This window comes from Bacillus mycoides, assembly GCF_018742245.1.
Classification (GTDB): Bacteria; Bacillota; Bacilli; order Bacillales; family Bacillaceae_G; genus Bacillus_A; species Bacillus_A cereus_U.
This window is the reverse complement of sequence record NZ_CP036132.1, coordinates 2,423,324-2,449,512: the sequence shown is the minus strand read 5'-3', so window position 1 is coordinate 2,449,512 and position 26,189 is coordinate 2,423,324. Positions and strand designations below refer to the sequence as shown.

Sequence of the window (26,189 nt, the reverse complement as noted above, 5' to 3'; positions counted from 1 at the left end):
AAAATTATGTGAATTAAAAAACTAGGGTGTTTATATTAAATTTCGTTTACTACCAACTTCTTCTTGCTTAAATAGACTGCACGATCTGATTTTTTAGCAACTTCCTGTGAGTGCGTCACAACAATAATACATTTATTTTCTTTATGTGCAAGTTCTTGAAACAGTTCTATTATATCCATTGCCGTTTCTTCGTCGAGGTTTCCTGTCGGCTCATCCGCAATCAATAAATCAACATTACAAGATAACGCTCGAGCGATTGCTACACGCTGTTGTTGCCCACCACTAAGTTGCAGGACGTTTCGTTTCGCTTCTACTTCTGTAAGTCCTACCTTCTCTAATAATTCTAATGCCCTTGCCGTTTTATTTTGCACTTTAACACCTGTAATTTCCATTGCTGTTAGGACATTTTGAAGAGCAGTCATATAGGTAATCAAATTATAAGATTGGAAAATTACCGATACATTTTGATTACGGTACCGATCTAAACCAATTTTTCGAATATCCTTTCCATTAAACAGTACATAACCATTTTTAGGTATGTCTAGCCCACAACCTAAGCTAAGAGTAGTGGTTTTACCAGATCCGGATGGTCCTAGAATCGTGTAGAAATGTCCTTTTTGAAAAGAAAAGTTAACATTGTCTAGTATCGCTACTTTTTTTCCGTTACTTTCATAATAATAATCTAAGTTTTTAAATTGTAAAATCGTTTCCATATCGAGCCTCCTTATTCATCTTTTAAAAGAATTTGTTTTGGATTCAGGCGTAGAATAGATAATGCTGGAAGAAGCGTTGCTAATATAGCAATAGCTAGTCCGATCCCCCCCATTTTCCCTACATCTTCTCCTGTTACACTTACATCAATTTTATCAATTGGATCTTCTTTTTGGTTTTGTAGAGTACCACCAGGTCCAGACATCATTACAGTACCATTTTGTGGGGTGTCTGTTTCTTCGCTCGCTGTAGCAATTTCACTCGAAAGTAAATTATCCCCTATATATTGAGAGACTTTAGCTCCTGTTGTTATGGATAATCCAAATGCTAAAATAGCGACACATACTACTTCTACTACGAACTGTGCCATCAATTTCCATTTTTTCTCTCCAATAGACAACAAAATTCCCATTTCTTTACGACGTCCTTTAATTGATAGCATAATGATTAACCCTAAAATGATCGCACCTGCAATCGATACAATATAAATAATCATTTGAGAAGTAGAAGAGATATTTTCGATAGGACCAATCATTTGTTTGTACAATGAATCATGTGCATCTAATTTATAATAATTAAAATCAATATCAGATTTTTTTGCTTCTTTTTTAAATGCTTCAATGTTTTGTGGATCTTTCAAGAAATACACGACTTGAATGCTACTTATACCTTGATCTACTTCTAATTTTTTCATAGTTGAATGCGGCATATATAGTTTATTAGCTGGATCCATTATAGGAGGGGCCTGTTGACCCATTGCTTGCTCATTCGTTTCGTAAATACCGATAATTTCAACCTCGAGGGTTTCCTTCTTATCCCCTGATTGCACTTTAACTTTGTCTCCTACTTTCAAATTGTTTAATTCCGCTAATCGTTTTTCCATTAAAGCTACATTTTGATCTTTCATCTGTTCTGTAATTGGTTTCCCATCAATGATTTTACTTTTTCCATTCTTAAAACTTTCTTGTAATGCAGTCTTGCGAACTCCCTCAATCATAAAAGAAGCATTCATATCTATTTCTGTACCGGAGCTTGAACCGCCTCGTACAGCCGCCATTCCCACTTTACCTTTTCCTTTTCCTTCTTCTTCTCCTTCTGAAGCTCCTACTAGTTTAAGTCCATCAGAAATTCCGAAAGTATTGGTTATGTAATTATAGTCTTTTACATACTTTGACTTCGCTAATTGATCTGCTTCTTTTGTGTTGAGCTGCGGCGGCTTAGGCATCTCTCCAGTTTCCCTAGCTTGTTGACCTAATTTGTCAAAATCAAGACCTAAAGTAACATCTGCACCTAGTTTTTTTCTTGCTGCATCCGCAGCTTTTTGGGATGCATTTTGGATTGTGAATCCTGCCAACACTAAATTTGTAACAATTAGGAAGACTGCCATCAAAATTAATGATGTTCCTACTCTTTTTTTCATACTGAGAATTGCTCGTTTCATAAAGTTCATTTTTTCTTACCTCCTTGATAACTTATATTCTATATAGGTTATCTAGAGTCTATATGGAGCTAATCGGTAGTTTATCTAGAGATATAAGGAGTTTATGTGTAGTTATTCAATAAGCTGGTCAAGAAAAACCGGAACACTAATCCAAAAACGTAATCGTTTTTGAATATTGATAAAGAGGCAGTCCTTAGAGTTAGAGGTTAAGATTCATTGAATGAGAGCATACAAATCCATGTTTATTACGTAATTTCTATACAACAAATAAAAAGCACCCTATTTGAATGGTTCTATGTGTGTTTGTTAAATATGAAAATTCATTAAAGAATATGGAGTTTTATTGAAGTTGGTCGGATTTTCTAATAATAATATTGTGTTAAAAAGCCTAACTTATAATTTTATAAGTTAGGCTTTTATGCTATCTATAAGAAAAAGTTATAGAGACTCATAATATTTTATAATTTAACCTATTGTATTTAAACAAGTAAAATAAAAGTAACAAGTGCATACATTAAGGAGGTTTTTTGATAGTGACAGAAACTATAACATTTAGGATTGCAACGGTAGATGATTTAGATGAAATTGTAAAAATGCTTGCTGATGATGTTTTAGGAAATAAAAGAGAACGCTATGAAACACCACTTCCTGATAGTTATATAAGAGCATTTCATGCTATTGATTGTGATCCAAATAACGAGTTGATTGTAGCATGTGATGGGACAGAGATTATTGGTCTTCAACAAATTACATTTACGCCTTACATTGCACGTCAAGGGGGTTGGAGAGCTACAATTGAGGGTGTACGGACAGCCTCATCAAAACGTGGTAAAGGTATAGGAAGTAAACTTATTAAATGGGCTATTCAACGTGCTAAATTACGGGGGTGTCATTTAGTACAGTTAACAACAGATAAAGAACGACAAGAAGCTTTACAATTTTATAAGAAATTAGGGTTTAAAGATTCTCATGAAGGATTAAAACTCTTTCTCTAATGAATATAGCTATTTATATACCAAAAAGACGCATATTGTAAGGTTAATTAACTATAGGCTTCGAAAATTATGGTAACTATCACTGTATTAGACATACAAATTGTCACGTTGTTTTTCATATAAATTACGTCACTTCAAGGTGTACCTTTTGATACGAAAATAAGCAAGTTAATGTTCTCTTTTATGAATGAGAATATTAACTTGCTTTTTAGATTTTAGTATAAATTATTTATAGTTTTATTTTATTACTAGCTTTATAATATAATATACAAATTCATTACCTGTTTTTGTAATTTAATCACCTAATATTAGGGGAAAAGAATATTTTATAATTAATTTACAGCATAAATAAAACATAAATTTTGTCCATGTTTTAAACAATATGTATTTTGGAGGAGGTTAATTTGATTTTTTCAAAACTCATTGATCGATACGCCTTGTATGATTTGCACAAAAAAAGAAGTGTAGAGTTTCAGTATACTTCTCTTTCTAACACCTCACTAGATATAAAGGACATAGAATTTTTTTATAAAGTAAAACCATCTGATATTCATTTTAACATTAAGCATTCAAAACAGGAAAAGGAATACATGGTTGGACAATTCAAATATAAAAGCTCGGTTCAATCTGATGATTCACGCAACGATTCTGTAACTGGAGAATTATTCTTACATAAAAATGAAAATGCGCCTCATGTCATCTTTGTTCATGGTTGGAGAATGGATTCTAACGAACGTGTAAAAAAAATATTCCACGACCATATGACCAACTTGAGGTGGAATATGTATTATTTCACTCTACCATATCATTTTGAAAGAAAACCCAACCAATCCTTATTTAGTGGAGAGTACATGGTAAGTGCCAATATTGAACGAACTGTACAAGCAACCAGACAAGCGGTAGCTGATTTACGAACTTTGATCAAATGGATTAAAGCAAATAAAAATGGTCCCCTGATTCTAATAGGAATCAGTTTAGGTGGGGTTATTACTAACCTAACATCTCTTGTTGAACCAGAAATTGATGTATTAGCATCCATTTTCTACGCAAATCGACTTTCTTATTCAATTTGGAAGACAAATCCAGGTAGATTTATTAGAGAAGACTTGGAACACCATGGTGTAACGTATGATGAATTAATAGATTATTGGAAAATCACTGAACCGAGTCAAGCGTTACCAAAAGTAAAAAAAGAAAATATTTTATTAATTTCAGGTAAGCACGATCTATATGTGCACTCTGAGGATACGGACTATTTGTGGGAATCCTGGGAAAGACCTACAAGATATATTTATACATGTGGACATGCCGGGATTGTTCTTAAACGTAAAAAAATTGCTACTGATACTATCAATTTTATTCGGAATCGATTGAACTCCCCACACTTCCCCAAAGACATACCTTAAAGCGAGGGATTACTAAGTATAGAATCTTATACTTGTAATCTTTCATTTTATACCAAGTTCATTTCATATGGAAAAGGGATACTCATCATTTTCACCAGGGGCTTATTTTTATGAAAAGAAATTATTGTTGTTTACCCTTCTTATGCAATATTACATATAAAATTCTTTATTTGTTCTGTTATAATTTTAAGAGTAAATTATTCATCCATTAATCTACACTATCCATATCTACAGTTATGGATACCCTAATTACACATAAAAAAGAGAAGAACCTTGGTGAGTTCTTCTCTTTTTGTTTATTAAATTGTAATATAATTACAGTATGTGAAATTATACTGAGTTAACTTTTAAAGCGAAGTGAAAATAACCGTCACTTCGCTTTTTTCATTTATTTAATCGGTTTCTCTGTTTTTAAAACTAGTGAACTTAATGCAGGAACTTTAATTTTATTGTCATGGACAACGTAAAGTGTTTTACTTCCCGCCTGTTAGATTTTTTAATATAATTTTGTTATTTATGTCTATAGCTGCATGGATTGTAACGTTTTGAGACTGCTGAAATCTTATATGAGTTTCAGGCTTTTTTATTTTGTCAAAAATATCTTTTAAAGATAAATTTGTCTCCCCATTTAAATATAGAAAAGGACATATCTATTGCATGTTATTAACTTAAGTTATGTTCTTTTAAAGCATATTATAAATATACATAGTGAGAAATGAAACAATAATTATTCAAATGAAAAACCCCCTGAATTTTTAAAGCGATCCAGGGGATTTTTTACCGATGATTCTCTATATTTCATACCGATCACAAACTTTTTTAGGATAATGGTATGTCCAAGTTTAATAGTTTTTTGCACGAGAGCCATCTTTTTTATATTTATTTAATTATCCTACTAAGTTTTTTGTAAAATTCACCTTTTCTTTTTACATGATTAAACTGATTTGGATTAATATTAGCTTTTTGTGAGAGTGCTACAATCTCTTCTTTTGTAATTGAATCTTTAGTATTTATAGATGCTATATTTGTATATTTTCCATCTTCTGTTTTTGGGATTTCTAAAATTCCTTTATTTACAAGATCAACTACAGCCTTATGCTCGGAAGAATGTGTATCTACACCAGTAATTTTCCAATTATGCATAACTTTTGGCGTGTATACACCGTTCTTTACCTCTTTTAAATATGTAATAGCAAGGTTACGAATGGTTCCGCCTGTTTCTCCGAATGCATTCTCTTGTTTAGATGACCAAGTTTGTTCAAATTTACGTCCCTCTAAAGCTCCCCCTTTTGCCTGAAGAGCCTCCATTCTATACGCATTCATTCCTAGCGTCATAACATCGCTCATTTTGATTGGTTTATTTGTACGAATAGAGCGTAAATTTGTAATTCTATTTCCATATGGTTTTGTTAAGTCAATTTCGTATTTTACGCCTCCAAAGAAATCGTTCGTACTGTATTTAGACGCACGACGGTTTTTATCAAAACTAACTGTTACATCTCCGGCACGAGATGAGTTAAAATATCCTGCTGCCCATTCCATATAGTCTTTTAAATCTTTTCCAGTTATCTTATATACTGTAATTTCTCCCAAAGCATATTGATAATTATACGCAATATCTTTCTTCTTTATAGGACCAATATCCAAACGGGCATAATCATTATCAATTTGATGGGCTACTACATCCGCTTTACTGTAATAGAGCATGACTTCATGAAAGAAATCTGATAAAGGTGTCTCTTGAATCTGCACACTTGGAATACCCTTTATTTCATTTTCAGGAACAAGGTTTCTACCCTTTAATTGAGCGACTACAACATTTGCATCTCCTCTCGCATACTCATGAAAAGGTGTTAGTGTTTCTTCAAGTGTAGAATCAGATAATACTGTAGTTCCATCAGCATTTTTTACAGGTATAGCGGTAGCAGTTTTATCTTTTAAAACAAGCTTTCCATCTTGCTTTGTAAAAGTAAGGTCAATACGTGAAATATGCGTTCCATATTTATCTGGTTCTGTAATAATTACGCCATTTACAACTTCTTTTTTTACAAGTTTATGCATATGAGCCGCAAAAATAGCGCTTAGTTCCGGACAAGCATTCGCAATATCTTGAACACCAGTACCTAGGATTCCATTCTCATTTTCTAGTCCCATATGCATAACCCCTACCATTACATCTACTTTACCTTCTAATTCTTTAATTGCCTTTTTTGTCTCTTCTACTGGATTTTTCACTACTAAACCATCCAAATGATCTGTCCCTTTTTCAAAATCACTAATCATTGGTGTATTCATGCCAATAATCCCGACTTTAATTCCACCTTTTTCAACAATCGTATATGCAGGAAGAAAACGCTCTCCATTTTCCTTATAAATATTTCCTGCTAACGTCTTTCCCTTATATTGCTCACTAACTTTTTTCAATGTATCTAATCCAAAGTTGAATTCATGATTTCCAAATGCCCAGGCGTCATATCCCATTGTATTCATCGCTACCATCATTGGCGATTGTGGCTTATCGTTGAATAATTCTACTGAGTTTCCTTGAATTGTATCCCCGGCATCTACTAATATGGTATTTGGATTTTCTTGACGTACCTTCTTTATAACCGTATAAAGCTGCGTCAAACTTCCACTCATATTTGCTCCATCAAGCGCATAATCCCAAGGCATAAATCTACCATGAATATCTGCAGTACCTAACAATGTAATATTAACATCAGATTCCTCAGCCTTAGAAATAGCTGGTTTGACTGTTACTGCTGTTACAAGAAGCATAAGAATAATAAAATAGCATACATAGTTCTTCCATTTCATTTTTTGCATAATAACAATATTTCTCCCCTTTTTGTACTGTCATAAAGTTGCTTGAACTTTAAAAATGTAACTTATTATTCGGAAAAATTCAACTGCAAAAATAAAGAGAATAAAATGCATATATCCCCTAACAGAATTGTATTTTATCCTTTTCTGACAAAATACTTCTTCCTCAAACGTGTGAAGAGTGCTAAACCAACGGTAGATGTATATGTACTTCCAAAAATAATAACCCCGCTCTCCACTTAAGACGGGGTTACACTTATACAGCATATCGGATTCAGCATTTTTTCGAATGTTCGTTTCCTCTTCAGGAGTAAGATCTGCTAGTTTCGTAATTTCTTCAGCTTATTGGTTGCTTTCAACTAAATTCATCATAATTTTAATCAGGACTTCTATTTTATCACTCGAAACCTTGATGCTATCCCAAATCGCTCAAAAAATAGATAATGATGTTTACTTTTCAACTCCACAAAGCAATTTTATCTCTTTAATTTGTTCTATATGACGCTGTTCATGCAAATAGATTAGTTCTATCCACTGATCAAGAAGTAATTCTCCAAGAGCTGGATGCGTCACTGATTTTTTCGCTAATATAGATTCATCTTCTATTGTACTCAGGAAACGCATCAATTCTTTTCTAGAGTCGTTTAACAAATCAACCATTTGCTGCACTTCAAATGGTTCTATACTTGGTTCAATCATTTCTGGGGCTATAAATTTTATCGATCTATCTAATAAAATAGTGTGAATTTCTTTACGCTCATTTAAGATACTATCCATCTTTTTTAATCCCGATGAAATAACTGTTATAACTCTCTCATCTAATAAAACTAAGTGATGACAAACTTGTGCTATACTCCATTTGTCCTTATCTGGTTTCCTATTAAATTGAGCATCACTTAACAAAGTAATTTCCTCAAATAATTGATTTCTAGTTTCATAAAACTTGTCATTTACAAATGTATTCATGTGAATTCTCCTTTCATTAGAACCTACATACTTAGATTCCTACGCTAGAAATATTCTCTATGGAAAAAAGATTTCCCTTCACTATTATTCCAATCCAATCTTTACTTTCTTTAGTAGGTTCTCTAATTCATGCTGAAATGTATGAGTTCTCTCAACATCCTTGAAGATTTCCTTGAGGTTATCATGCGCTACAGCTACATCATAATACTTTCCACGGAATCCTTTCAATATAACTACATAAAACGTTCCTAATTATCAATCTAGCATTAAATAAATGTAAAAAATCACCCTATTCATTCATTTTTAATGCTTATGTATGTACATTTGTTAATTTATTAGTTATATTATGGGTATTGAATGATTACGAAAAGTTAATAAATCGCTTGTATAACACCTTATATTTTTATATCCGTGAAAACTACAAAATGTATAAAATTCCATTTGTCAAATGAATTTAATGCGGAAGGAGGTTTGTGGTTACTTCATCGGGATATAATAATCAGTTTTGAACTGATAAAAATATAGGAGGCGACATAATGTTTCGTACGATTTCAAACTTTATGAGAGTAACTGAGATAAGAAACAAAATTCTTTTTACACTAGCGATGTTAATTGTTTTTCGAATTGGCACGTTTATTCCAGTTCCTCATACTAACGCAGAGGTTTTAAAAGTACAAGATCAAGCCAACGTTTTAGGCATGCTGAACGTATTTGGAGGAGGAGCACTGCAACACTTCTCAATCTTTGCTGTAGGTATCACACCATATATTACGGCTTCCATCATTGTACAATTACTACAAATGGACGTTGTACCTAAATTTACAGAATGGGCAAAGCAAGGAGAAATGGGCCGTAAGAAGTCAGCTCAATTTACTCGATACTTTACAATCATTCTCGCATTCATACAATCCATCGGGATGTCTTATGGCTTTAATAATATAGCAGGCGGACAATTAATAACAGATCCAAGCTGGACTACATACTTATTTATTGCGACAGTATTAACTGCTGGTACTGCATTTTTACTTTGGTTAGGTGAACAAATCACCGCTAATGGCGTTGGGAATGGAATCTCAATGATTATCTTCGCAGGACTTGTTGCGGCGATTCCAAATGTTGCAAATCAAATTTATTTACAACAATTCCAAAACGCAGGCGATCAATTATTTATGCACATTATAAAAATGGTCTTAATTGGACTTGTTATTTTAGCGATTGTTGTTGGTGTTATTTACATCCAGCAAGCAGTTCGAAAAATACCGATTCAATATGCAAAAGCTGTTTCAGGAAACAATCAATATCAAGGAGCAAAAAACACTCATTTACCTCTTAAAGTAAATAGTGCAGGTGTAATTCCTGTTATCTTTGCTTCTGCCTTTTTAATGACGCCGCGTACAATTGCGCAGCTCTTCCCTGATTCAAGCGTATCTAAATGGATAATTGCGAATCTTGATTTTGCACATCCATTTGGAATGACACTTTATGTAGGTCTTATCGTTGCTTTCACATATTTCTATGCATTCATTCAAGTGAACCCTGAACAAATGGCTGAGAATTTGAAAAAGCAAAATGGATACGTACCTGGTATTCGTCCAGGTAAATCTACAGAACAGTATGTAACAAAAATTTTATATCGCTTAACATTTATCGGTGCCATTTTCTTAGGCGCAATTTCAATATTACCGCTCGTATTCACGAAAATCGCAACATTACCACCTTCTGCCCAAATCGGTGGCACAAGCTTACTTATCATCGTAGGTGTAGCATTAGAAACGATGAAGACGCTTGAAAGTCAGCTTGTGAAACGTCATTATAAAGGTTTTATTAAAAAAGTAAATTAATTACGAAAACACACTAGAAGTCCCAATAGCGACCTAGTGTGTTTTTATTATAAAAACTTATAATAATGGAGGTTTTGTCTTATGAGTCAAAGAATTGCCTACTATGATATTTCACCTGATGGTATGAAAATTATGATGGATATGGAGAAATACACGAAAAAATCCTCAATTAATCGTGCTGTTAGAGAGCTTATAAAAATTAGAGTCTCTCAAATTAATGGTTGTGCTTATTGTATCGATATGCATACTTCTGACGCCCGAAAATTAGGTGAAACCGAGCAAAGAATTTATTGCTTAAATGCTTGGGATGATTGTGATTTTTATACTCCTGAAGAAAAAGTTGCTCTGGAACTATCGGAGCATATTACTCTCATTCCTACTAAAAGAGTTCCTGAAAATCTATACAACCGAGTACGTGAATACTTTGACGAAAAACAATATGTTGATCTTGTGTTAATCATTAATCAAATAAACAGTTGGAATCGAATTTCTATTGCGATGGGCAATACCGTAATAAAAAAATAACATTCTTCCACCAAACAATATGCGATCGATTTAGTTAAGTGTAAAATTAAATATACCCTATATAAAAACACAGTTGGTTATTTCCCCCACTGTGTTTTTGATTTTACTATCTCTAATCTGTATTCTAATGTGCTAATCATTTTCTTCTAAAGTTTGAATACGTTTTCCGCTTTTTTCCACATCATTAAACTTTAACTACATCTCTTTTTTTAACAACCTTCCTTGCTTGAAATACACTCCAAGTGTAGTACGATTTGCTAAAAATACACCAATCAAGATTAAACAAGCACCAATTCCCATTGTAGGATTTAATGGTTCTCCTAATACAAAATAACCTACAATAACAGCGATTAACGGAGATACATACAACCACGTTGATGGAAATACAGGATTTGTTTTTGATAAAAGCCAGTAATATAAGCCGTGTCCACCGATAGATCCTACAAATATAAGATATAAAATTGGCCATTGTACACTCCAAGATGTTAAGACCGTTAGATTAGGCTGTTCCATTACAACAGATACAATTAACAGCAACATTCCCCCATAAAACATTTGAATACCATTAATGAGAAATGGTGATACGTCTGGTAAATCTGAAAGTATTTCTTTTGAATGAATAGAACCAATTCCATAAAACAACTCTCCTACTAATATAACTAGGCAAGCGATACTCCATATGAATGTAAGCTCTTGATGCATTCCAGGTAACGAAATACAAAAAACGCCTATAAGTGCTATAACTAAAGCAACAAGTTGTTCTTTTTGCAATTTTGTTTTGTTTCGCCTTGATTGTAATAGCAAGATCATCATTGGGCCTGTAGCAGATAGAACTGCAGCTAATCCAGAAGAAATATATTGTTCTGCCCAGTAAAGGGTCGCGAATGTCATAAATGTTAAACAAAAACCAGCATATATAATACGTTTTGATAATAAGTAAGGCATAATATCCTTTCTCTTTAATTTAAAAATAATAATGAGAATAAGGCCCGCCAAAAAGAAACGAATTCCAGCTGAAAATAATGGTGGCGCGCCCGCTTCTATTCCAATTTTTATCGTTAAAAATGTCGTTCCAAAAATAATACATACTAAAATATAATTTAAAATGACCATTTTTCTTCCTCCTTTTTACTCTTGAAATGAGTATAGAGGATATAGTGTATAACAGTGTATCAACGTATATAACAGTTAAACAAATATGTAGTTGATTCCCTCCATGTTTTTCGCTTTAATTGAGTTAAAAAGAAAAACAGGTGATTCTATGAAGATAGTACTGCGTAAAGAATCCAACATACCATATTACCAACAAATATATATGCAAATTTTTGAGAGAATTCAAAGCGGGATGCTTTCACATGGCGATTACCTCCCTTCTTTACGTTCTATGGCCGATGATTTGCAAATTAGTTTATTAACTGTTCGTAAAGCTTATAAACAGTTAGAAACGAAAGGTTATATACGAATTGAACAAGGAAAAGGTGCCTATATACATAAACGTGTGAATAAAGATTTCAAACCAATTCCGTATCAATGGCAACAAACGAAATCCATTAATGTTATGCGTTCTCAATATGTAATGAACCAACACCGTAAATATTTCGATTTTTCACAGGCGGTCCTTTATCCACGTTTATTACCAAATCCGTTTCTTTCAGATGAAATGCACAAACTACTTAATAAAGATCAAATGATACTAGCAACTTACGGACCTGTTCAAGGTGATGAAGAACTTAGAGTGGAAATAACAAACTACTTAAAAGAACACCAACAATTAGTTACAGATCCATCTCAATTATTAATTACAAGTGGTGCCCAGCAAGGAATTGATTTAATCGCTCAAACATTATTAAAGCCCGGAGACTTAGTTTTAGTAGAAAGTCCATGTTATGGAGCGGCGCTTGATGTATTTGTTAATAAAGGAGTTCAAATTATCCCTGTTAGTCTTGATAACAACGGAATTCGCTCAGACTTAATCGATGATATTTGTCAAAGAAAGAATCCTGTTTTGTTATATGTGAATCCTACTTTTCAGAATCCAACAGGTACTTTGATGAGTAAAGAACGAAGAATAGAGCTTGTAGAACTAGCAGAGTTATATAACTTCTTCATTATTGAGGATGACTCTTTCGGAGAAATTTATTTTGAGGATGCTATAGTACCTCCCCCCATAAAAAGCTTTGATACAAATGGTCATGTTATATATTTAAAAGGATTTAGTAAAACGTTAGCACCAGGCCTTCGCATCGCGGCGCTTGCAGCTGAAGGTCCTATTTTTGAATGGTTATATGCAGTGAAAGCTTCTATGGATATTGGTAGCCCTTTATTAACGCAGAAAGCACTACTTCCTTTTTTACGGGCGGAACGAATGAAAAATCATTTAGAAAAATTACGTACAGCTTTACAAATTAGACGTGATTTAACAATTGATATATTATCTCCATTAAAAGAATTAGAATTTGAAATACCTAATGGTGGATTTAACTTATGGGTTACACTCCCTCGGTCAATCGATCCTTTTACATTATTACAAAAAGCAAATGAAGTAGATGTTTCTTTTTTACCTGGAACAGCTTGTCTATTAAACCATGAAAATCAATATAATCATTTACGAATTAGTTATTCAATGTTAAATGATAAAGATATGTTGATTGGATTAGAAAAATTATATGATACAATTGCCAAGTTTAAATCAATGTTTTAAATTCCAAAACAACAACTAACCTCTTATTCACACAATTAAAAACCAACACTTTTAAATTTTATTAAAAGTCAAGATATAAGCTGAACCTATTATTAATAGTGAATTCTTATCTAATGTCATACATTATATGTATAGAAATTAAAAGGATAGAAGAGCTTGAATAACTTCGCCCTATCTATCCTCTTTTTAACCACAAATGACTAATCATAGATCGCCCTTCACACGATTGAGGAAGGAGAATTCTTTCGGTAAATTCGTTAAAGTTACAGTTAGATATGCATATTACAAGAAATATATATAGTATATACAGAATTTAAAATCCCACCATTTTGAGATGTTTTCTTCCTCTATAAAATAAATTTTATAGGGAATTCATTATGCTTATTAAAACAACAACATGATATAGACAAAGCCAAAGAATACACATAATGGACTATAGAACCAAGTGTCGTATCTAGCAAACTGAGAATGTTTAATTTTCTTGAAAAATCCAACGAACTTAAAATCACCAATTGCCCTAATAATGAAAACTAAAGCACAGACAATACTTCCAATTTTAGATAAACTATTTGCTTGGAACCCCTGCAAATAACCTACTTGAACAACAATAATGACACTAGCTAATAGAATAAGAATGGCTACGAATAATGTTCCCCCTATTCTCGGAGTAAAAGCAGGCTTATGTTCTCCCTCTTTTACTGGGAGAACAGCGGCAGAACCCCATCGACCTCCAAAAGCCCAATAAATATGCAAAAAACTGATAAACCACAGAAGCCCTACAGCTACTACTATTAATAGTAATTTCATTTATTCGCCCCCAATTTCGTAACTTCAAAGATAACATACACTACCGTATGTTATAGTGAAAATTTTGTCCCTTCAGGTTTTATAACCATATTAGGGACATTTATTATCGAATAATCAATTATGCTGCAGCATAATTGCGTCCGGAAGCTTTACTTCTTTCAGTCGATGTTTGGACACCCGCTGATAGAAGTTAAAAGCTCAACCATTTTATTAATATCAAAATTAGGATTTGCTTCAAACCTTGTCATCCATCCTACATACGTTAAATAGGCAAGTCTCGCTCGAGCAAGTGATTCAGTTTCGTCTATGCCCATTTTTTGATACAATTTTGCAACACAAGAAATTCTTTGTTCTTCTATATCTACTAAACGTGCTGCCACAACAGGATCATATTTAGCCCAAGTATAAATACCATTCTCAATTTTTTTATCTCGATTAAAACTAATCTGTAATAGCTGTTCTAAAGAGGCATCTTGTTGCTCCATACTTTGAACAATCAGCTTTGTTGCATGTACTTCCCAAAAGTCGAGCATAGAATCTAAAAGCTCTTGATGGTCACGAAAATAGTGATAGAAGCTTCCTTTGCTTATTTTTAGCAATCGAGCAAGTGCTTCAATGCGAACTTTATGTATACCTTCATTAGCTAATTGTTGTAATCCTACTTTTATCCAGTCTTCCCTCGTTACTTGCATATCATCTCTCCAGTAAAATACGGCAGCGTATGTTTTACGTTAGATTACTACTATTCTCATTTTTTGTCAATTATTCATTCTGTTTATTTTTATGAACTTTATGTTAATCGTAATATTGATCGTCATCACCCTTGGTAAAATACAAGCACGTACTAAAATGTATTATCAAATAGATTTTCTGTTATGCCCAGTAAAATATCTTCCTCTGTAAATTCCAAGAAGATTTGGATGGTCCACAGCCTAAAACCCCTGAAGAAGCAGTTAGACCACTAAATTTTTCTGTATATTATTTTAAGTCATATTAGCTTCACATGTATAAGGGATATATCAATAATTTTGTTGGTCAAGTATACAAACAATATAACATTCGCGTAATAGAATATATTATATTACATGAAAGGAGATAGCGATATTTGGAATTAAAAAAATTTATTGATCCCCTTCCGATTCCCTCTGCAATAAAACCTATAGGAACATATAAAGGTAAGTCGTTTTATGATGTACGTATGATTGAAACGCTACACAAGTTTCATAGTGATTTACCAAAGACGAAAGTATGGGGCTATAATGGAATGGTACCAGGTCCAACGTTTGAGGTTAAAAAAGATCATCCTGTATATGTGAGATGGTCAAACGATTTACCTGAAAAACACTTCTTACCTGTTGATACAACCGTTCACGGGGCCCATGATAACCCAGAAGTACGAACTGTTGTACATTTACATGGAAGCCCAAGTGAACCAGATAGCGATGGTCATCCTGAAGCATGGTTTACGAAAAACTTTCAACAAACAGGACCTAGTTTCGTAAAAGAGATTTATCATTATACGAATCGAGAACGAGCAACTGCCCTTTGGTATCATGATCATGCACTTGGGATTACTCGTTTAAATGTATATGCGGGTCTTGCAGGACTTTACTTGATTCGTGATAAAGAAGAAAAATCACTACCCCTACCTAAAGGAAAATACGAGATACCGCTTATCGTTCAAGATAAATCCTTTAACCCAGACGGTTCCCTATTTTATCCTGCTCAACCAGAAGACCCACCACCAGGGTTACCATACCCTTCTATTGTTTCTCTATTTTTAGGAAATACAATTGCAGTTAACGGGAAAGTATGGCCATTTTTAAAAGTGGAGCCCCGCAAATATAGATTTCGTTTATTAAACGCTTCCAATACTCGCACATACAAGTTCCAATTAAGTGACCTTAGTTCATTCTTTTTAATAGGAACTGATGGCGGCCTTCTTAAACGGCCGATTAAAGTACAAAGTTTAGATGTTTCACCAGCAGAACGTATTGACATTATTATTGATTTTTCAAGGTTTGTAGGAAAAAAAGTAGTATTACAAAATGGAAGTGATTTAGATAATCCAACTGGTGAGATTATGGAGTTCCAAGTAACGAAACCATTATCCTGCCCAGATAAAAGTAAAATCCCATGCAAATTAAGTAACATTGACTTTATTCCAGTAGAAAAAGTAAAGAAAGTAAGACGATTAACATTAAATGACTCAGAGGATGAATTTGGGCGTCTAATGCTTTTATTAGATAATAAAGAATGGGACGATCCCGTGACAGAAACACCTTTACTTAATTCTGTTGAAATATGGGAGTTAGTAAATTTGACCGTTGGGATTCATCCTATTCATATACATCTAGTTAATTTTCAAGTTCTTGATCGTCATGATTTGAATGGAAACTTGTTAGATCCTCTCCCAGCTGATTTCGGTTTAAAAGATACCGTGCTAGTAGCAGGTGAACAAATCGTCCGAATCATAATGAAGTTTGAGCCCTATTCTGGAGATTATGTATGGCATTGTCATCGTTTAGAGCATGAAGACCATGATATGATGAGACCGTTAAAAATCATACCTTCCAATCTTAATAGACACAAATCAAATTGATAGATACATTAAATAACACGAAAGTCCCTTCAGTATTACTGAAGGGACTTTTACATGTTTGTGAAAAGTGTCTTTATGTACAAGAAGCGTTTTTCAGTCTACAACTATTTTTTAAGATTGTATTGCTCTAATAGCTTCTCTAACATTTCCAAAGTAACTGGTTGTGCCTTAGTAGTTAGTTGATACCCAATCCGTCCATTCGTTTCTACAGTTGCTTGTTGTAAATTCTTGATTTCATGTATACCTTTTTCTCTCAGATGCATAAATAATTGTTGTTCTGACATTTTTGCGCGTAATAAATTCTTTTTTAAAACTTCTCCGTTTTCTATAACAATAATGCTAGTTCCATTTAGAAACTTTTCTACTTTTCGTGATTTCAATTCAAAAAAATGAATGATAAGTAAAACACTCGCAAAAATAAACGCAGCAAAAATAGATGGGACTACTTTCCTACTTAATACAGGTTCTACAATAATACGTCCTATAGAAACAACAATAATAATTTCAGCTCTAGTCATTTGGCTAACAGATTTACTACCTGTCAATTTCAAAACAATAATTCCAGTGAGGATTAAAATAATGCTTTCAAAAAGTATATTCATTACAGCCCAATCCTTTAATTATGAATGTTACTAGTATTCCCATTAAAGGATTTTTATGATATTTCACACACTCTTCAGACCAATTTGTTACTTTATTACCAACTTGAATAACTTCACCATAACTTTCATATCCAGTTTCTCTCGGATATAAAGGATTACCATCTGAAATGTCCGACTCCTTATACTGTGGTAACTCTGCCCCAATACTTATTGCACCTGCGATTGTTTTAACGATAATTTCATCATCCTGTAATGGCCTAATTTTATCCGTTTGTCACTTCAGTTGTTTAGAGCCTTCTAAAACTAATTTATATTGTTCCATTGATATCCTCTCACTTTATAAAAATATATTCACACTAAACTTTAAGCTATAATAATCAATATGAAAGATTCATCCAAAATTAAAGCTATAATGTTGGCTAGCACTCAACAGTGATAACATGATAATTGAATTTGATGGATATGGAATTAATGAGTATGTTATTGGTCATGAATGTTCTATCAGTAAGTTGAAAAAAATGTATTTTAACGTAAAAAATGAAGAGTTATCTAATGAGGATCTTGTAAGTTTATTTTGTGTACGATATCATTTTGAAAACATTCCAAAGTCATTACAAGAAGACATTAAGAGCGATATCGTCATTGACTTAGATACGGACTATATTTATATCCCTAATAGATAACAATAACTTAGTAAACTAAAATCTTTTAATGTAACTTACGATTCAGACAAGAATTTAATAAAATAAGTAATTGCCCAAATGGAAGTCGCGAATTGAGTGACAAAATACATTGTCCATTCGAAAAAAGTCAGCTTTCTCTCTCGTTTAACCTTCTTTAAGTATCTGTAAAATATTAATGTACTCAAAAACATAAGTAACAAAGATAATTGTTGTAAATCATCAACTATACGTACCGCCATAGACTTCATCACCCTCCTATACAAAATAAAAACTATACTTTAAGGATATCATTAGTTTGGTAATGTTTTTCCATTTATTCAATAAAATTTTAAAAATGTTTTATTTATAAATACAATAATCGCCTACTCATAAATTTGATGGGCGATTATTATTTTTTTTTAATAATTGCTTTACTTCATACCATTTTCAAAATGTTTTAATTTAATCACGATATTAATAATAGGTTTTGATGTAAATGACTCTTGCAAGGAATCTCCTAATCTTGGACTTACTGATTTGAAAAAATAAAATTATTATGCCCATCTCAATTACCATTATTTCGGAAAATAATGTGCTATTATATATTCATAATTAACAAAAAATAAGAAAGAAGGGCTTGTTGTGGAAACAAGGATTATGGGAACAGGGAAGAAAATTGATTCAAAATCTCTTTTGGCTTTAAGTTTATTAATTATTTCTGGGATTGTATATCAACTCTTCGCATTTTTAGGGGATAATATGCCCGAAGTATTAGGAATGATTCTTGAAGCTTTATGGAATGTTGCATTATGCGGAATTATAGGATACTATTTTTTAGGGAAAATATCGTTAGATCAATTTAAACATTTTAAGTTTAAGACATTACTTTGGGGTGTGCCTTTAACTATAATCGTGGGTATGGGTTCCAGCTTAATATTCAGCTACATTTTTGAACCTGCAACTAAAAATTCTGTTGCTGGAGTCATAAGTATTTCTATGATTTTATATCGTGTTCCCTTTATGTTAATGGGCGAAGAGTTGCTATGTACTAATATAATTATTGCATTACAAAAATTAGGATTGAAATTTGGCACGGCATCATTAATATGTAGTGTGTTGTTCGCTTTATGGCATATTCCATCTTATGGTTTTGTGCCAATGCAGTTACTAATAACTATAATCCCAGTTAGATTAGCACTAAATTATATATGGAAAAATTCAAAAAGTATTTGGATAAGTTGGATTTGTCACCTTATTTTTGACATTATTTCATTTATACCAATGCTTAAATAACCATTTTATTTTTAAGAGGACTTTATTATTTATTTACAGTATAAAGAAAAAGAGCACTCAGCTATTGAGTGCTCTAAAAATATTAATTTTGATTTAAAACATTTTCTTCAAAATATTTTCCCCAGTCTGGTCGCCTTCCATCCATATCTGTAAATCCATACTCTCTTCCTAATTCCCATGAACTTAGCGCTCGGCCAGTTTTTTCATGAATATTTGGATCGCTTGCTAAAGCTGTGACTGCTCTCCCAACGAAGAAAGGCGTTTCAGATGCGATAAAATGAGGATCTTGTTTTGCTCCGTCTCGCCAATTCTCCTCTGTTACACCAAATATATCTAGCATCGCTTCTGAACGAAGGAATCCTGGACTAACTGCGACAGCTGTAATATTGTGTTGTTCTAAATCTTTCGCCATTGCTTCTGCTAAATGAATTGTTGAGACTTTTGCTAAACTATAGTATAAATTGCCTCGGTATTGATAATCGACACCATCTGTAATTTCAATTACAAGTCCCTTTTTATTATTTACCATTAATGGTACACCGTAATGGCTTGTCATTATATGAGAATGAACAGCTCTTTGTTGCATGAGTAGTCCGTTATGTAAGTTGTGTTCCCAGAAAGGTTTCTCCCATTCTGTTAAAGGATCGCCGCCCCAAACATCGTTTACTAAAATATCAAGCTGTCCATTTTGTTCTTCTTGAATCTTTGTAAATAAAACTTTAATATCTTCTTCTATTGTATGGTCAACACGAACTGCGATTCCGATTCCGCCTTGCTTTGTTACAAGCTCTGCCGTTTCTTCAATCGTTTCTGTTCTTCCCATACAGGATAGATTCCCTTTTGTACTTCTTCCTGTTACATATACAGTTGCTCCAGCTTCTCCAAGCATCATCGCAATACCTCTTCCAGCACCTCTTGTTGCTCCGGCCACAACTGCTACTTTACCTTGTAATGGTTTCATTTTATTCACCTTCATTTTTATAATTCAACTTTATAACTTGGGGTATATGCTTTCTTTCATACTTCCTCGTATAGATTTCGCTATTTGGAGTAACTAATTGTAACGTAATGTCACCACAAACGCCATTTGCAATTTCAAATTCACCTTTTTCATTTGAAATACTACGTTCCTTACTTTCAATTGAATCCTCATAAATTTTCACATTTGATATAGGTTCGTTATTTTGATCTACGATTATACCTCTTGAATACATACCAACTGCTATGCATTGATCATCTTCTATATAATATTTAGTAACTACCATCGCTCCAATTACTATAGTAATACATATAAACAAGGTTATTAATTTGTGTCTCACAACAAACCTCCTTATTCGTATTATTCTTTTTTAAATTGAAAATTTAGACGTTGTGATTGTTTGATTTCCTCAATTACTTTGCGTATACCTTCTTCTATCTGATTTTCTTTTACATTCGATACATTTAACTTTAACAGTCTTTCTTTAGGAAAATCCCTTAGATAATTTTTATCAATAGTATCAATATTTATTTGAATATCACTCAATTTTTGTAAAAACATTTCCAAAACACTGGTTTTATTTATTTCTAAACAAGTATGGATTCCTATTGTATTATACTTTTTATATTTAAATAAAAGTGGGTTTTCATTATGCACTTTTTCTAATGTTTCTGCTAGTTTTTTTGATCTATTATTATAGGAGGATTTAATTTTATTTTTATGGCGTTCGAACATGCCACTCTTTATATAAATTTCTAAAGCAGCTTGAGATATCATTGGACTATCAATGTCTAAAATTTTTTTATATTTATGGAAAGCATTTGCAATAGCTGGTGGAATAACCGCCACACCGACTCGTAAACCTGGAAAAATAATCTTCGAGTAACTTTTCAAATATATGACATGATTACAATTATGTAAGCTATATAACGGATCTGCTTTTGAATCTGTTTCTAAATCTGCTAAATAATCATCTTCCACTATAAATACATTATACTTCTTGGCCAATAGCACGATTTTTTCTTTCTCATCTTTAGAATAAGACGTTCCAAGTGGATGATGAAACCTTGGAGTTGTATAAAAGAATTTAATTTTTTCTGTTCTGAATATCCTCTCTAGTTCATTTAAATCTATCCCTTCATGCGTACGCTTAATTCCGATTACAGGGATGTTATTTGTTTCTACATATTCAATATATAAATGGTAACTTGGCTGTTCAATTAGAATCGTGCTATGTCCATTTGGAAACGGTATAGAAGTCAATATAACAAGTGCTTGCTGCACACCTGATGTGATAAAGATATTTTCTTCTTTTGTAAAGACTTGATAATTTGCCAGCTGTTTTTGAATAACTGGAATTAAAGATGGTAAACCTTTCGGTGTTCCGTATACAAACAAATCATTTTTATATGTATCAATTGCCTTATTAATACAATGTTGAAAATCTAAGTATGGAAAAACATCTGGATCTGGTGCTGAGGAAGCAAAATCAATCATCTCGTTATTTTCTATGTAACTCCCAGATTTCTTAACAACGTAGTATCCACTTTGAGGTACAGAATAAATAATATGACGCTTTTCTAATTCATGCAGCGCTCGTATTACAGTCGCCTTATTACATTCATATTGCGTGACGAGTGACCGTATAGACGGTAATTTCTTTCCTTCTTTTATCTCACCATTTTGAATCACACTTTCTAAATCGTTTAAAATATGTAAATACTTATACATCATTACCACCCCAATATTTAAGTTGTACCGGTACAGTTTGTATTTGTTCACATTGTAGCACTAGATCAGAAAGATTACTATATACGTATACTGGCCAGTAAGAAATCAACTACTATGAGGTGAAATTATGAAAAATACAACAAAAGCATATATATCAGCATTACTCTATTCATTTATTATTGGATTTTCATTTATGTTTGTGAAACTAGCACTAACCATTACGAGCCCTCTTGATACCCTTGCTCACCGTTTTACAGTTGCTTTCATAGCAGCAAGCATTCCGGTTATTTTCGGTTTTGTAAAGTTAAATATATCATTCAAAAACATACTTGCCCTTTTACCACTTGCAATATTTTATCCAGCACTGTTCTTTGCTTTCCAAGCATTTGGTCTAGTATATACAAGTTCATCTGAAGCTGGAATTATACAGGCTGCTATCCCTATATTTACGATGATACTAGCTTCCTATTTTTTAAAAGAGTATACAAATATATGGCAAAAAACATCTGTACTCGTTTCTGTCATCGGTGTCATTTATATATTTATCATGAATGGTATCGGTGCCCATGAAACTAGCTTCATCGGAGTTATTCTCATCCTGTTATCGGCATTATCATCTGCTTGCTACAATGTATTAGCTCGAAAAATGACAAAGAAATTCAAGCTAATGGATTTAACCTACACAATGACAGCAATCGGTTTTATTAGTTTTAATTTAATTGCTATCGCTGATCATATAAATAAAGGCACAATAACTATGTACTTTAAGCCATTTACAAACGGTACATTTCTTATATCCATTTTATATTTAGGATTACTATCATCCTTACTAACGGCCTTATTATTAAACTATTCATTATCTTATATTGAAGCAGCTAAAATAAGTGTTTTTAGCAACTTATCTACACTTATTACTATAATTGCAGGTGTTGTATTCTTACACGAGCAAATTGCCTACTATCATATTATCGGTACACTTATGATTGTTCTTGGCGTAATAGGCACAAATTTTTTTGGTAAAAAAGGAATTATAACGAAAAAGAAGAATATCTCTATGAATAAATAAAAAGTGAGGGATATATAATGCAACGCTTAAACACAGTTGATATTAGTAATGTACTAGAATTAGAAAAAGTTTTTTCTGCTTTGTTAAATAAAGTGATCTCTTCAAAGCTAGACCTTGAAAATTGGTTAAAAGAGCAATCTAATTTAATTTGGGAAATCGAAGAACAGTTAAGATCTCATTATATCGCTTTTCAATGTAATACAGCTAATCAGGAGATTAAAGATACATTTGAACACGACCAGGAGCACGTAAGACCACTTTTAAAACGTTATCAAAATTCATTTGAAAATAAATATTTAGAATCGCCATTTCGAATGCAAGTACTTGATCCAAAAACTTATAGCTTACTAGATAAAAAAATAAAAAATGCGCAAACATTATTTTGTGAAAAGAACATCGATTTAGAAGTAAAAGAAGACAAATTAGTAACCGAGTACTTCGAAATTACAGGCAGTTTGACTGCACTATGGGATGGCGAAGAAAAAACAATTACTGAACTACAGTCTTACTTACAAAATCCGAATCGTGATATACGAAAAAAAGCAAAAACGCTCATTTCTGAAAAATTCTTATCTGTTGAAAATAATTTACAACATATTTTAAATAAACTAATTGCAATCCGTCACCAAAAGGCAAAAAACATTCAATTAAATAATTATCGTGATTATATGTTTAAAAAATATGAGCGTTTTGATTATACGGCTGATGATTGCTATGAACTTGCAGAATCCATTCGTAAATACGTTGTACCACTTATTGATAATATATTTAATGAGAAAAAAGCTGAACTTCAAGTAGATATACTTCGTCCGTGGGATCTAAAAGCAGCCGCACCAAATCAAAAAGTATTAAAACCTATTGAAGACGAGAGTGATTTAATCGAAAAAAGTTCTCATATTTTACAAAAACTAGACCCAGAATTTTCTGCATTATTGAGCCGTATGCATAAAAATGATTGCTTAGATTTAGAAAGTCGTAAAGGAAAAGCACCTGGAGGATTTTGCGAACACTTACCTGCTTCTCAATTATCTTTTATTTTTATGAATCTCAATCATACACATTATGATGTTACTACTTTCCTCCATGAAATGGGCCATAGTATTCATAATGAATGTATGAAGCAGCTAGAGCTACAAAAATATTTAGAAATCCCTTCAGAATCAGCTGAGCTAGCCAGCATGACAATGGAATTGTTTTCGATGGAGTATTGGGATACATTTTATGAGAATACAGAAGAATTTATAAAAGCAAAATTAGATTTCTTTAAAGATATTGTTAAGTATTTACCACAAATGCTTATCGTTGATCAATTCCAACATTGGATGTATGAAAATCCAAATCATACTGCTAAAGAAAGAAATGAAAAATATTTAGAATTACATAACACTTACCAATCGAATGTGGTAAATATTGAAGGTTATGAACATTGGATAGCAACTGGCTGGTTACCTGTACTACATATTTATGAAGTACCATTCTATTATATCGAATATGCGATTGCGCAGCTCGGTGCACTGCAAATGTATAAACAATATAAAGAGAATCCTAAACAAGCACTACAAAATTATAAAAAAGCATTGTCTCTAGGTAGCTCTAAATCCTTAACAGAGGTATATGAAGCAGCTGGAATTCGTTTTGATTTTTCTAGTGAGACAATAAAAGAATTAATGGCATTTGTAGAAGAAGAATTAAATTTACTTGAACAAATATAAGTAAAAAAGATGCACCTATACTTTTAGGTGCATCTTTTTTACTGTATTCTCTTCTAATTAGTTTCAATTTTCATCTCGCTTTATTAATAAGCTCTATATATTGTACGTCCCCATATCCTATTGTTGGAAAAAGATTAAATAACCTTTTTAATAACTCTTGTGTTGGTAAATCTTTATTTTTGGAGATATACTTTACTACTACATTATTTTCTTTTAGCATCTCTAAATATAAATCTATCGCCTGATACATTACAGGTAGTACCTCATGAGATGGCTTTTTATGATTTACTAGAACTTCATTGTAAACAGAAAAATAGTTCCCTAATTTAAGTTCAATTTGACTAACTTTAAATTCATCCTCTCTGAAGCTATTTAAGTATACTTTTCCCTTATAATCAGACTGTTCAAGGTAAGAAAGTACGGTAAGTAGATTCATTTGGCAAAACATATCCTCACCAAACCATAAAACGATACATTTATACTCTTTCTTAAAAAGATTCTCTAAAGGATGAATAACCTTTTTCATATAATTTTCTACAGTACCTTGATGTCCTTCTGCCCTTGTTTTAATAAACTCATCATCAAAAATCTGTGCAGTAGTCGCATTTACACACATAGCTTCATTAAATGGAGCGTAATCAGACTCCCCCATTAGTCTTTCACTTTTAAATTCTTCATACATAAATTGACCATTTAATATGTTTAGTACATCTTTATCAAACAGCTCACTCTTCGCATTTCGTAACTGATTAACTTCAATTTTTCTAGAAAAATTCATTCTATCCCACTCCTTGCCATCATTGATTGAGAGTTTAATAAATGATTGAACCGGTATTTTGTTAAGTTGGAATTTTCCTGGGGTTATACCAAAAACAGTTTTAAATGCTCTACTATAAGCCTCTTGCTAAGAGTAATCGTAATCAAATGCGATATCAATTATCTTTCTATCATTCGTCAAATCTTCCGTTGATAAATACAATCTTCTAAGAAGAATATATCGTCTAATACTTATCCCTGTTACTTGATGAAATTTAAACGAACAGAAGTAAGGAGAATACCCCATATAATCAGATAATTTATCTAATGAAAACTCCTTTTTAAAATTGCCCTCAATCGATTCAATCATTAGCTGTATATGTTCATTCATTCATTTATCTCCCTCCTCACTAAATATTATAAGAAGTATCCACTTCTTTCTTTTGATATTTCTTGTGGTTTATAACATTAACCACTCTCTAGAACCTTTAAATATCATATGTAATTACTCATTTCATATTTTTTCAGCTATCTTATTTTGTCATACATTTACTTAACTTTCCAATAAAG

The 26,189-nt window shown here is 32.4% G+C and carries 22 protein-coding genes and 2 pseudogenes; 10 read left to right on the top strand and 14 right to left on the bottom strand.

Annotated elements, in window-relative coordinates:
- Positions 1-35 precede the first annotated feature (35 nt).
- Entirely contained in the window at positions 36-713 is a 678-nt protein-coding gene (locus EXW56_RS12365) for an ABC transporter ATP-binding protein (protein WP_002200387.1), read from the bottom strand.
- An 11-nt stretch (positions 714-724) separates the two neighbouring features.
- Positions 725-2,161, bottom strand: a complete 1,437-nt coding sequence (locus tag EXW56_RS12360) for an ABC transporter permease (protein WP_002200388.1) — start codon at positions 2,159-2,161, stop codon at positions 725-727.
- 524 nt (positions 2,162-2,685) lie between these two features.
- Between EXW56_RS12360 and EXW56_RS12355 the strand changes: the two genes are divergently transcribed.
- Both EXW56_RS12355 and EXW56_RS12350 read left to right on the top strand, forming a co-directional pair.
- Positions 2,686-3,147, top strand: a complete 462-nt coding sequence (locus EXW56_RS12355; RefSeq protein ID WP_002200389.1) for a GNAT family N-acetyltransferase — start codon at positions 2,686-2,688, stop codon at positions 3,145-3,147.
- A 404-nt stretch (positions 3,148-3,551) separates the two neighbouring features.
- A complete protein-coding gene (locus tag EXW56_RS12350; protein ID WP_215597534.1) occupies positions 3,552-4,553 on the top strand; it encodes an alpha/beta hydrolase in 1,002 nt (333 codons plus the stop codon).
- Between the two features lie 879 nt (positions 4,554-5,432).
- On the opposite strand, the gene EXW56_RS12345 is transcribed toward EXW56_RS12350, so the two are convergent.
- Both EXW56_RS12345 and EXW56_RS12340 read right to left on the bottom strand, forming a co-directional pair.
- A complete protein-coding gene (locus EXW56_RS12345) occupies positions 5,433-7,379 on the bottom strand; it encodes a bifunctional metallophosphatase/5'-nucleotidase (RefSeq protein WP_215558530.1) in 1,947 nt (648 codons plus the stop codon).
- Positions 7,380-7,826: 447 nt separating this feature from the next.
- A complete protein-coding gene (locus EXW56_RS12340) occupies positions 7,827-8,342 on the bottom strand; it encodes a DinB family protein (protein ID WP_001091627.1) in 516 nt (171 codons plus the stop codon).
- Positions 8,343-8,878: 536 nt separating this feature from the next.
- Between EXW56_RS12340 and secY the strand changes: the two genes are divergently transcribed.
- Together secY and EXW56_RS12330 are read left to right on the top strand one after the other, a co-directional pair.
- Positions 8,879-10,183 (top strand): preprotein translocase subunit SecY, encoded by a 1,305-nt coding sequence (gene secY, locus EXW56_RS12335; protein ID WP_199659433.1) that lies wholly within the window; start codon positions 8,879-8,881, stop codon positions 10,181-10,183.
- A gap of 81 nt (positions 10,184-10,264) precedes the next feature.
- Positions 10,265-10,708, top strand: a complete 444-nt coding sequence (locus tag EXW56_RS12330) for a carboxymuconolactone decarboxylase family protein (RefSeq protein ID WP_088078602.1) — start codon at positions 10,265-10,267, stop codon at positions 10,706-10,708.
- Positions 10,709-10,903: 195 nt separating this feature from the next.
- Here EXW56_RS12330 and EXW56_RS12325 read toward each other — a convergent pair whose 3' ends face one another.
- The gene (locus EXW56_RS12325) at positions 10,904-11,821 is read right to left on the bottom strand and encodes a DMT family transporter (protein ID WP_215597533.1); all 918 of its coding nucleotides are present in this window, start codon (positions 11,819-11,821) and stop codon (positions 10,904-10,906) included.
- 148 nt (positions 11,822-11,969) lie between these two features.
- Here EXW56_RS12325 and EXW56_RS12320 point away from each other — a divergent pair, with 148 nt between their 5' ends.
- On the top strand, positions 11,970-13,409 hold the full coding sequence (locus EXW56_RS12320) for a MocR-like pyridoxine biosynthesis transcription factor PdxR (protein ID WP_215597532.1): 1,440 nt from the start codon (positions 11,970-11,972) through the stop codon (positions 13,407-13,409).
- 384 nt (positions 13,410-13,793) lie between these two features.
- Here the strand turns inward: EXW56_RS12320 and EXW56_RS12315 are convergent, their stop codons facing one another.
- Both EXW56_RS12315 and EXW56_RS12310 read right to left on the bottom strand, forming a co-directional pair.
- Positions 13,794-14,216: a DUF3995 domain-containing protein gene (locus tag EXW56_RS12315; RefSeq protein ID WP_215597531.1), complete on the bottom strand. Its 423-nt coding sequence runs from the start codon at positions 14,214-14,216 to the stop codon at positions 13,794-13,796.
- Between the two features lie 158 nt (positions 14,217-14,374).
- On the bottom strand, positions 14,375-14,908 hold the full coding sequence (locus EXW56_RS12310) for a TetR/AcrR family transcriptional regulator (protein WP_215597530.1): 534 nt from the start codon (positions 14,906-14,908) through the stop codon (positions 14,375-14,377).
- 413 nt (positions 14,909-15,321) lie between these two features.
- Between EXW56_RS12310 and EXW56_RS12305 the strand changes: the two genes are divergently transcribed.
- Complete coding sequence (locus EXW56_RS12305; protein WP_215597529.1) at positions 15,322-16,818, top strand: multicopper oxidase family protein; 1,497 nt, start codon at positions 15,322-15,324, stop codon at positions 16,816-16,818.
- 104 nt (positions 16,819-16,922) lie between these two features.
- Here the strand turns inward: EXW56_RS12305 and EXW56_RS12300 are convergent, their stop codons facing one another.
- Positions 16,923-17,420: a DUF421 domain-containing protein gene (locus EXW56_RS12300; protein WP_215597528.1), complete on the bottom strand. Its 498-nt coding sequence runs from the start codon at positions 17,418-17,420 to the stop codon at positions 16,923-16,925.
- 31 nt (positions 17,421-17,451) lie between these two features.
- Positions 17,452-17,682: pseudogene (locus tag EXW56_RS27630) on the bottom strand (hypothetical protein); the annotation flags it as partial.
- Positions 17,683-17,860: 178 nt separating this feature from the next.
- Between EXW56_RS27630 and EXW56_RS12295 the strand changes: the two are divergent.
- On the top strand, positions 17,861-18,103 hold the full coding sequence (locus tag EXW56_RS12295; protein WP_002110072.1) for a hypothetical protein: 243 nt from the start codon (positions 17,861-17,863) through the stop codon (positions 18,101-18,103).
- Positions 18,104-18,138: 35 nt separating this feature from the next.
- Here the strand turns inward: EXW56_RS12295 and EXW56_RS12290 are convergent, their stop codons facing one another.
- Positions 18,139-18,342 carry a hypothetical protein gene (locus EXW56_RS12290; RefSeq protein ID WP_199659424.1) on the bottom strand — a complete coding sequence of 68 codons (204 nt, stop codon included), beginning with the start codon at positions 18,340-18,342 and terminating at the stop codon, positions 18,139-18,141.
- 382 nt (positions 18,343-18,724) lie between these two features.
- Here EXW56_RS12290 and EXW56_RS12285 point away from each other — a divergent pair, with 382 nt between their 5' ends.
- Positions 18,725-19,375 (top strand): CPBP family intramembrane glutamic endopeptidase, encoded by a 651-nt coding sequence (locus EXW56_RS12285; protein ID WP_215597527.1) that lies wholly within the window; start codon positions 18,725-18,727, stop codon positions 19,373-19,375.
- A gap of 82 nt (positions 19,376-19,457) precedes the next feature.
- Here EXW56_RS12285 and EXW56_RS12280 read toward each other — a convergent pair whose 3' ends face one another.
- From EXW56_RS12280 to EXW56_RS12270, 3 genes are read right to left on the bottom strand one after another with little or no spacing between them, the layout of a single operon-like run.
- Positions 19,458-20,336, bottom strand: a complete 879-nt coding sequence (locus EXW56_RS12280; RefSeq protein ID WP_199659423.1) for an SDR family oxidoreductase — start codon at positions 20,334-20,336, stop codon at positions 19,458-19,460.
- 1 nt (position 20,337) lies between these two features.
- Positions 20,338-20,694: a carboxypeptidase regulatory-like domain-containing protein gene (locus EXW56_RS12275; RefSeq protein WP_215597526.1), complete on the bottom strand. Its 357-nt coding sequence runs from the start codon at positions 20,692-20,694 to the stop codon at positions 20,338-20,340.
- Between the two features lie 20 nt (positions 20,695-20,714).
- Entirely contained in the window at positions 20,715-22,085 is a 1,371-nt protein-coding gene (locus EXW56_RS12270; RefSeq protein WP_215597525.1) for an aminotransferase-like domain-containing protein, read from the bottom strand.
- A 127-nt stretch (positions 22,086-22,212) separates the two neighbouring features.
- On the opposite strand from EXW56_RS12270, the gene EXW56_RS12265 reads away from it, so the two are divergent.
- Positions 22,213-23,151: a DMT family transporter gene (locus tag EXW56_RS12265; protein ID WP_078175012.1), complete on the top strand. Its 939-nt coding sequence runs from the start codon at positions 22,213-22,215 to the stop codon at positions 23,149-23,151.
- A 17-nt stretch (positions 23,152-23,168) separates the two neighbouring features.
- Positions 23,169-24,863 (top strand): M3 family oligoendopeptidase, encoded by a 1,695-nt coding sequence (locus EXW56_RS12260; protein ID WP_215597524.1) that lies wholly within the window; start codon positions 23,169-23,171, stop codon positions 24,861-24,863.
- A 70-nt stretch (positions 24,864-24,933) separates the two neighbouring features.
- Here EXW56_RS12260 and EXW56_RS12255 read toward each other — a convergent pair.
- Positions 24,934-26,010 (bottom strand): annotated as a pseudogene (locus EXW56_RS12255) (helix-turn-helix domain-containing protein).
- Positions 26,011-26,189: the final 179 nt, after the last annotated feature.

Bases quoted from the DNA above. Each gene is read 5' to 3' on its own strand.
- EXW56_RS12365 (WP_002200387.1), bottom strand. From the start codon at position 713: ATGGAAACGATTTTACAATTTAAAAACTTAGATTATTATTATGAAAGT.
- EXW56_RS12360 (WP_002200388.1), bottom strand. From the start codon at position 2,161: ATGAACTTTATGAAACGAGCAATTCTCAGTATGAAAAAAAGAGTAGGA.
- EXW56_RS12345 (WP_215558530.1), bottom strand. From the start codon at position 7,379: ATGCAAAAAATGAAATGGAAGAACTATGTATGCTATTTTATTATTCTT.
- EXW56_RS12340 (WP_001091627.1), bottom strand. From the start codon at position 8,342: ATGAATACATTTGTAAATGACAAGTTTTATGAAACTAGAAATCAATTA.
- secY (WP_199659433.1), top strand. From the start codon at position 8,879: ATGTTTCGTACGATTTCAAACTTTATGAGAGTAACTGAGATAAGAAAC.
- EXW56_RS12330 (WP_088078602.1), top strand. From the start codon at position 10,265: ATGAGTCAAAGAATTGCCTACTATGATATTTCACCTGATGGTATGAAA.
- EXW56_RS12325 (WP_215597533.1), bottom strand. From the start codon at position 11,821: ATGGTCATTTTAAATTATATTTTAGTATGTATTATTTTTGGAACGACA.
- EXW56_RS12320 (WP_215597532.1), top strand. From the start codon at position 11,970: ATGAAGATAGTACTGCGTAAAGAATCCAACATACCATATTACCAACAA.
- EXW56_RS12315 (WP_215597531.1), bottom strand. From the start codon at position 14,216: ATGAAATTACTATTAATAGTAGTAGCTGTAGGGCTTCTGTGGTTTATC.
- EXW56_RS12310 (WP_215597530.1), bottom strand. From the start codon at position 14,908: ATGCAAGTAACGAGGGAAGACTGGATAAAAGTAGGATTACAACAATTA.
- EXW56_RS12300 (WP_215597528.1), bottom strand. From the start codon at position 17,420: ATGAATATACTTTTTGAAAGCATTATTTTAATCCTCACTGGAATTATT.
- EXW56_RS12295 (WP_002110072.1), top strand. From the start codon at position 17,861: ATGATAATTGAATTTGATGGATATGGAATTAATGAGTATGTTATTGGT.
- EXW56_RS12290 (WP_199659424.1), bottom strand. From the start codon at position 18,342: ATGGCGGTACGTATAGTTGATGATTTACAACAATTATCTTTGTTACTT.
- EXW56_RS12280 (WP_199659423.1), bottom strand. From the start codon at position 20,336: ATGAAACCATTACAAGGTAAAGTAGCAGTTGTGGCCGGAGCAACAAGA.
- EXW56_RS12270 (WP_215597525.1), bottom strand. From the start codon at position 22,085: ATGTATAAGTATTTACATATTTTAAACGATTTAGAAAGTGTGATTCAA.
- EXW56_RS12265 (WP_078175012.1), top strand. From the start codon at position 22,213: ATGAAAAATACAACAAAAGCATATATATCAGCATTACTCTATTCATTT.
- EXW56_RS12260 (WP_215597524.1), top strand. From the start codon at position 23,169: ATGCAACGCTTAAACACAGTTGATATTAGTAATGTACTAGAATTAGAA.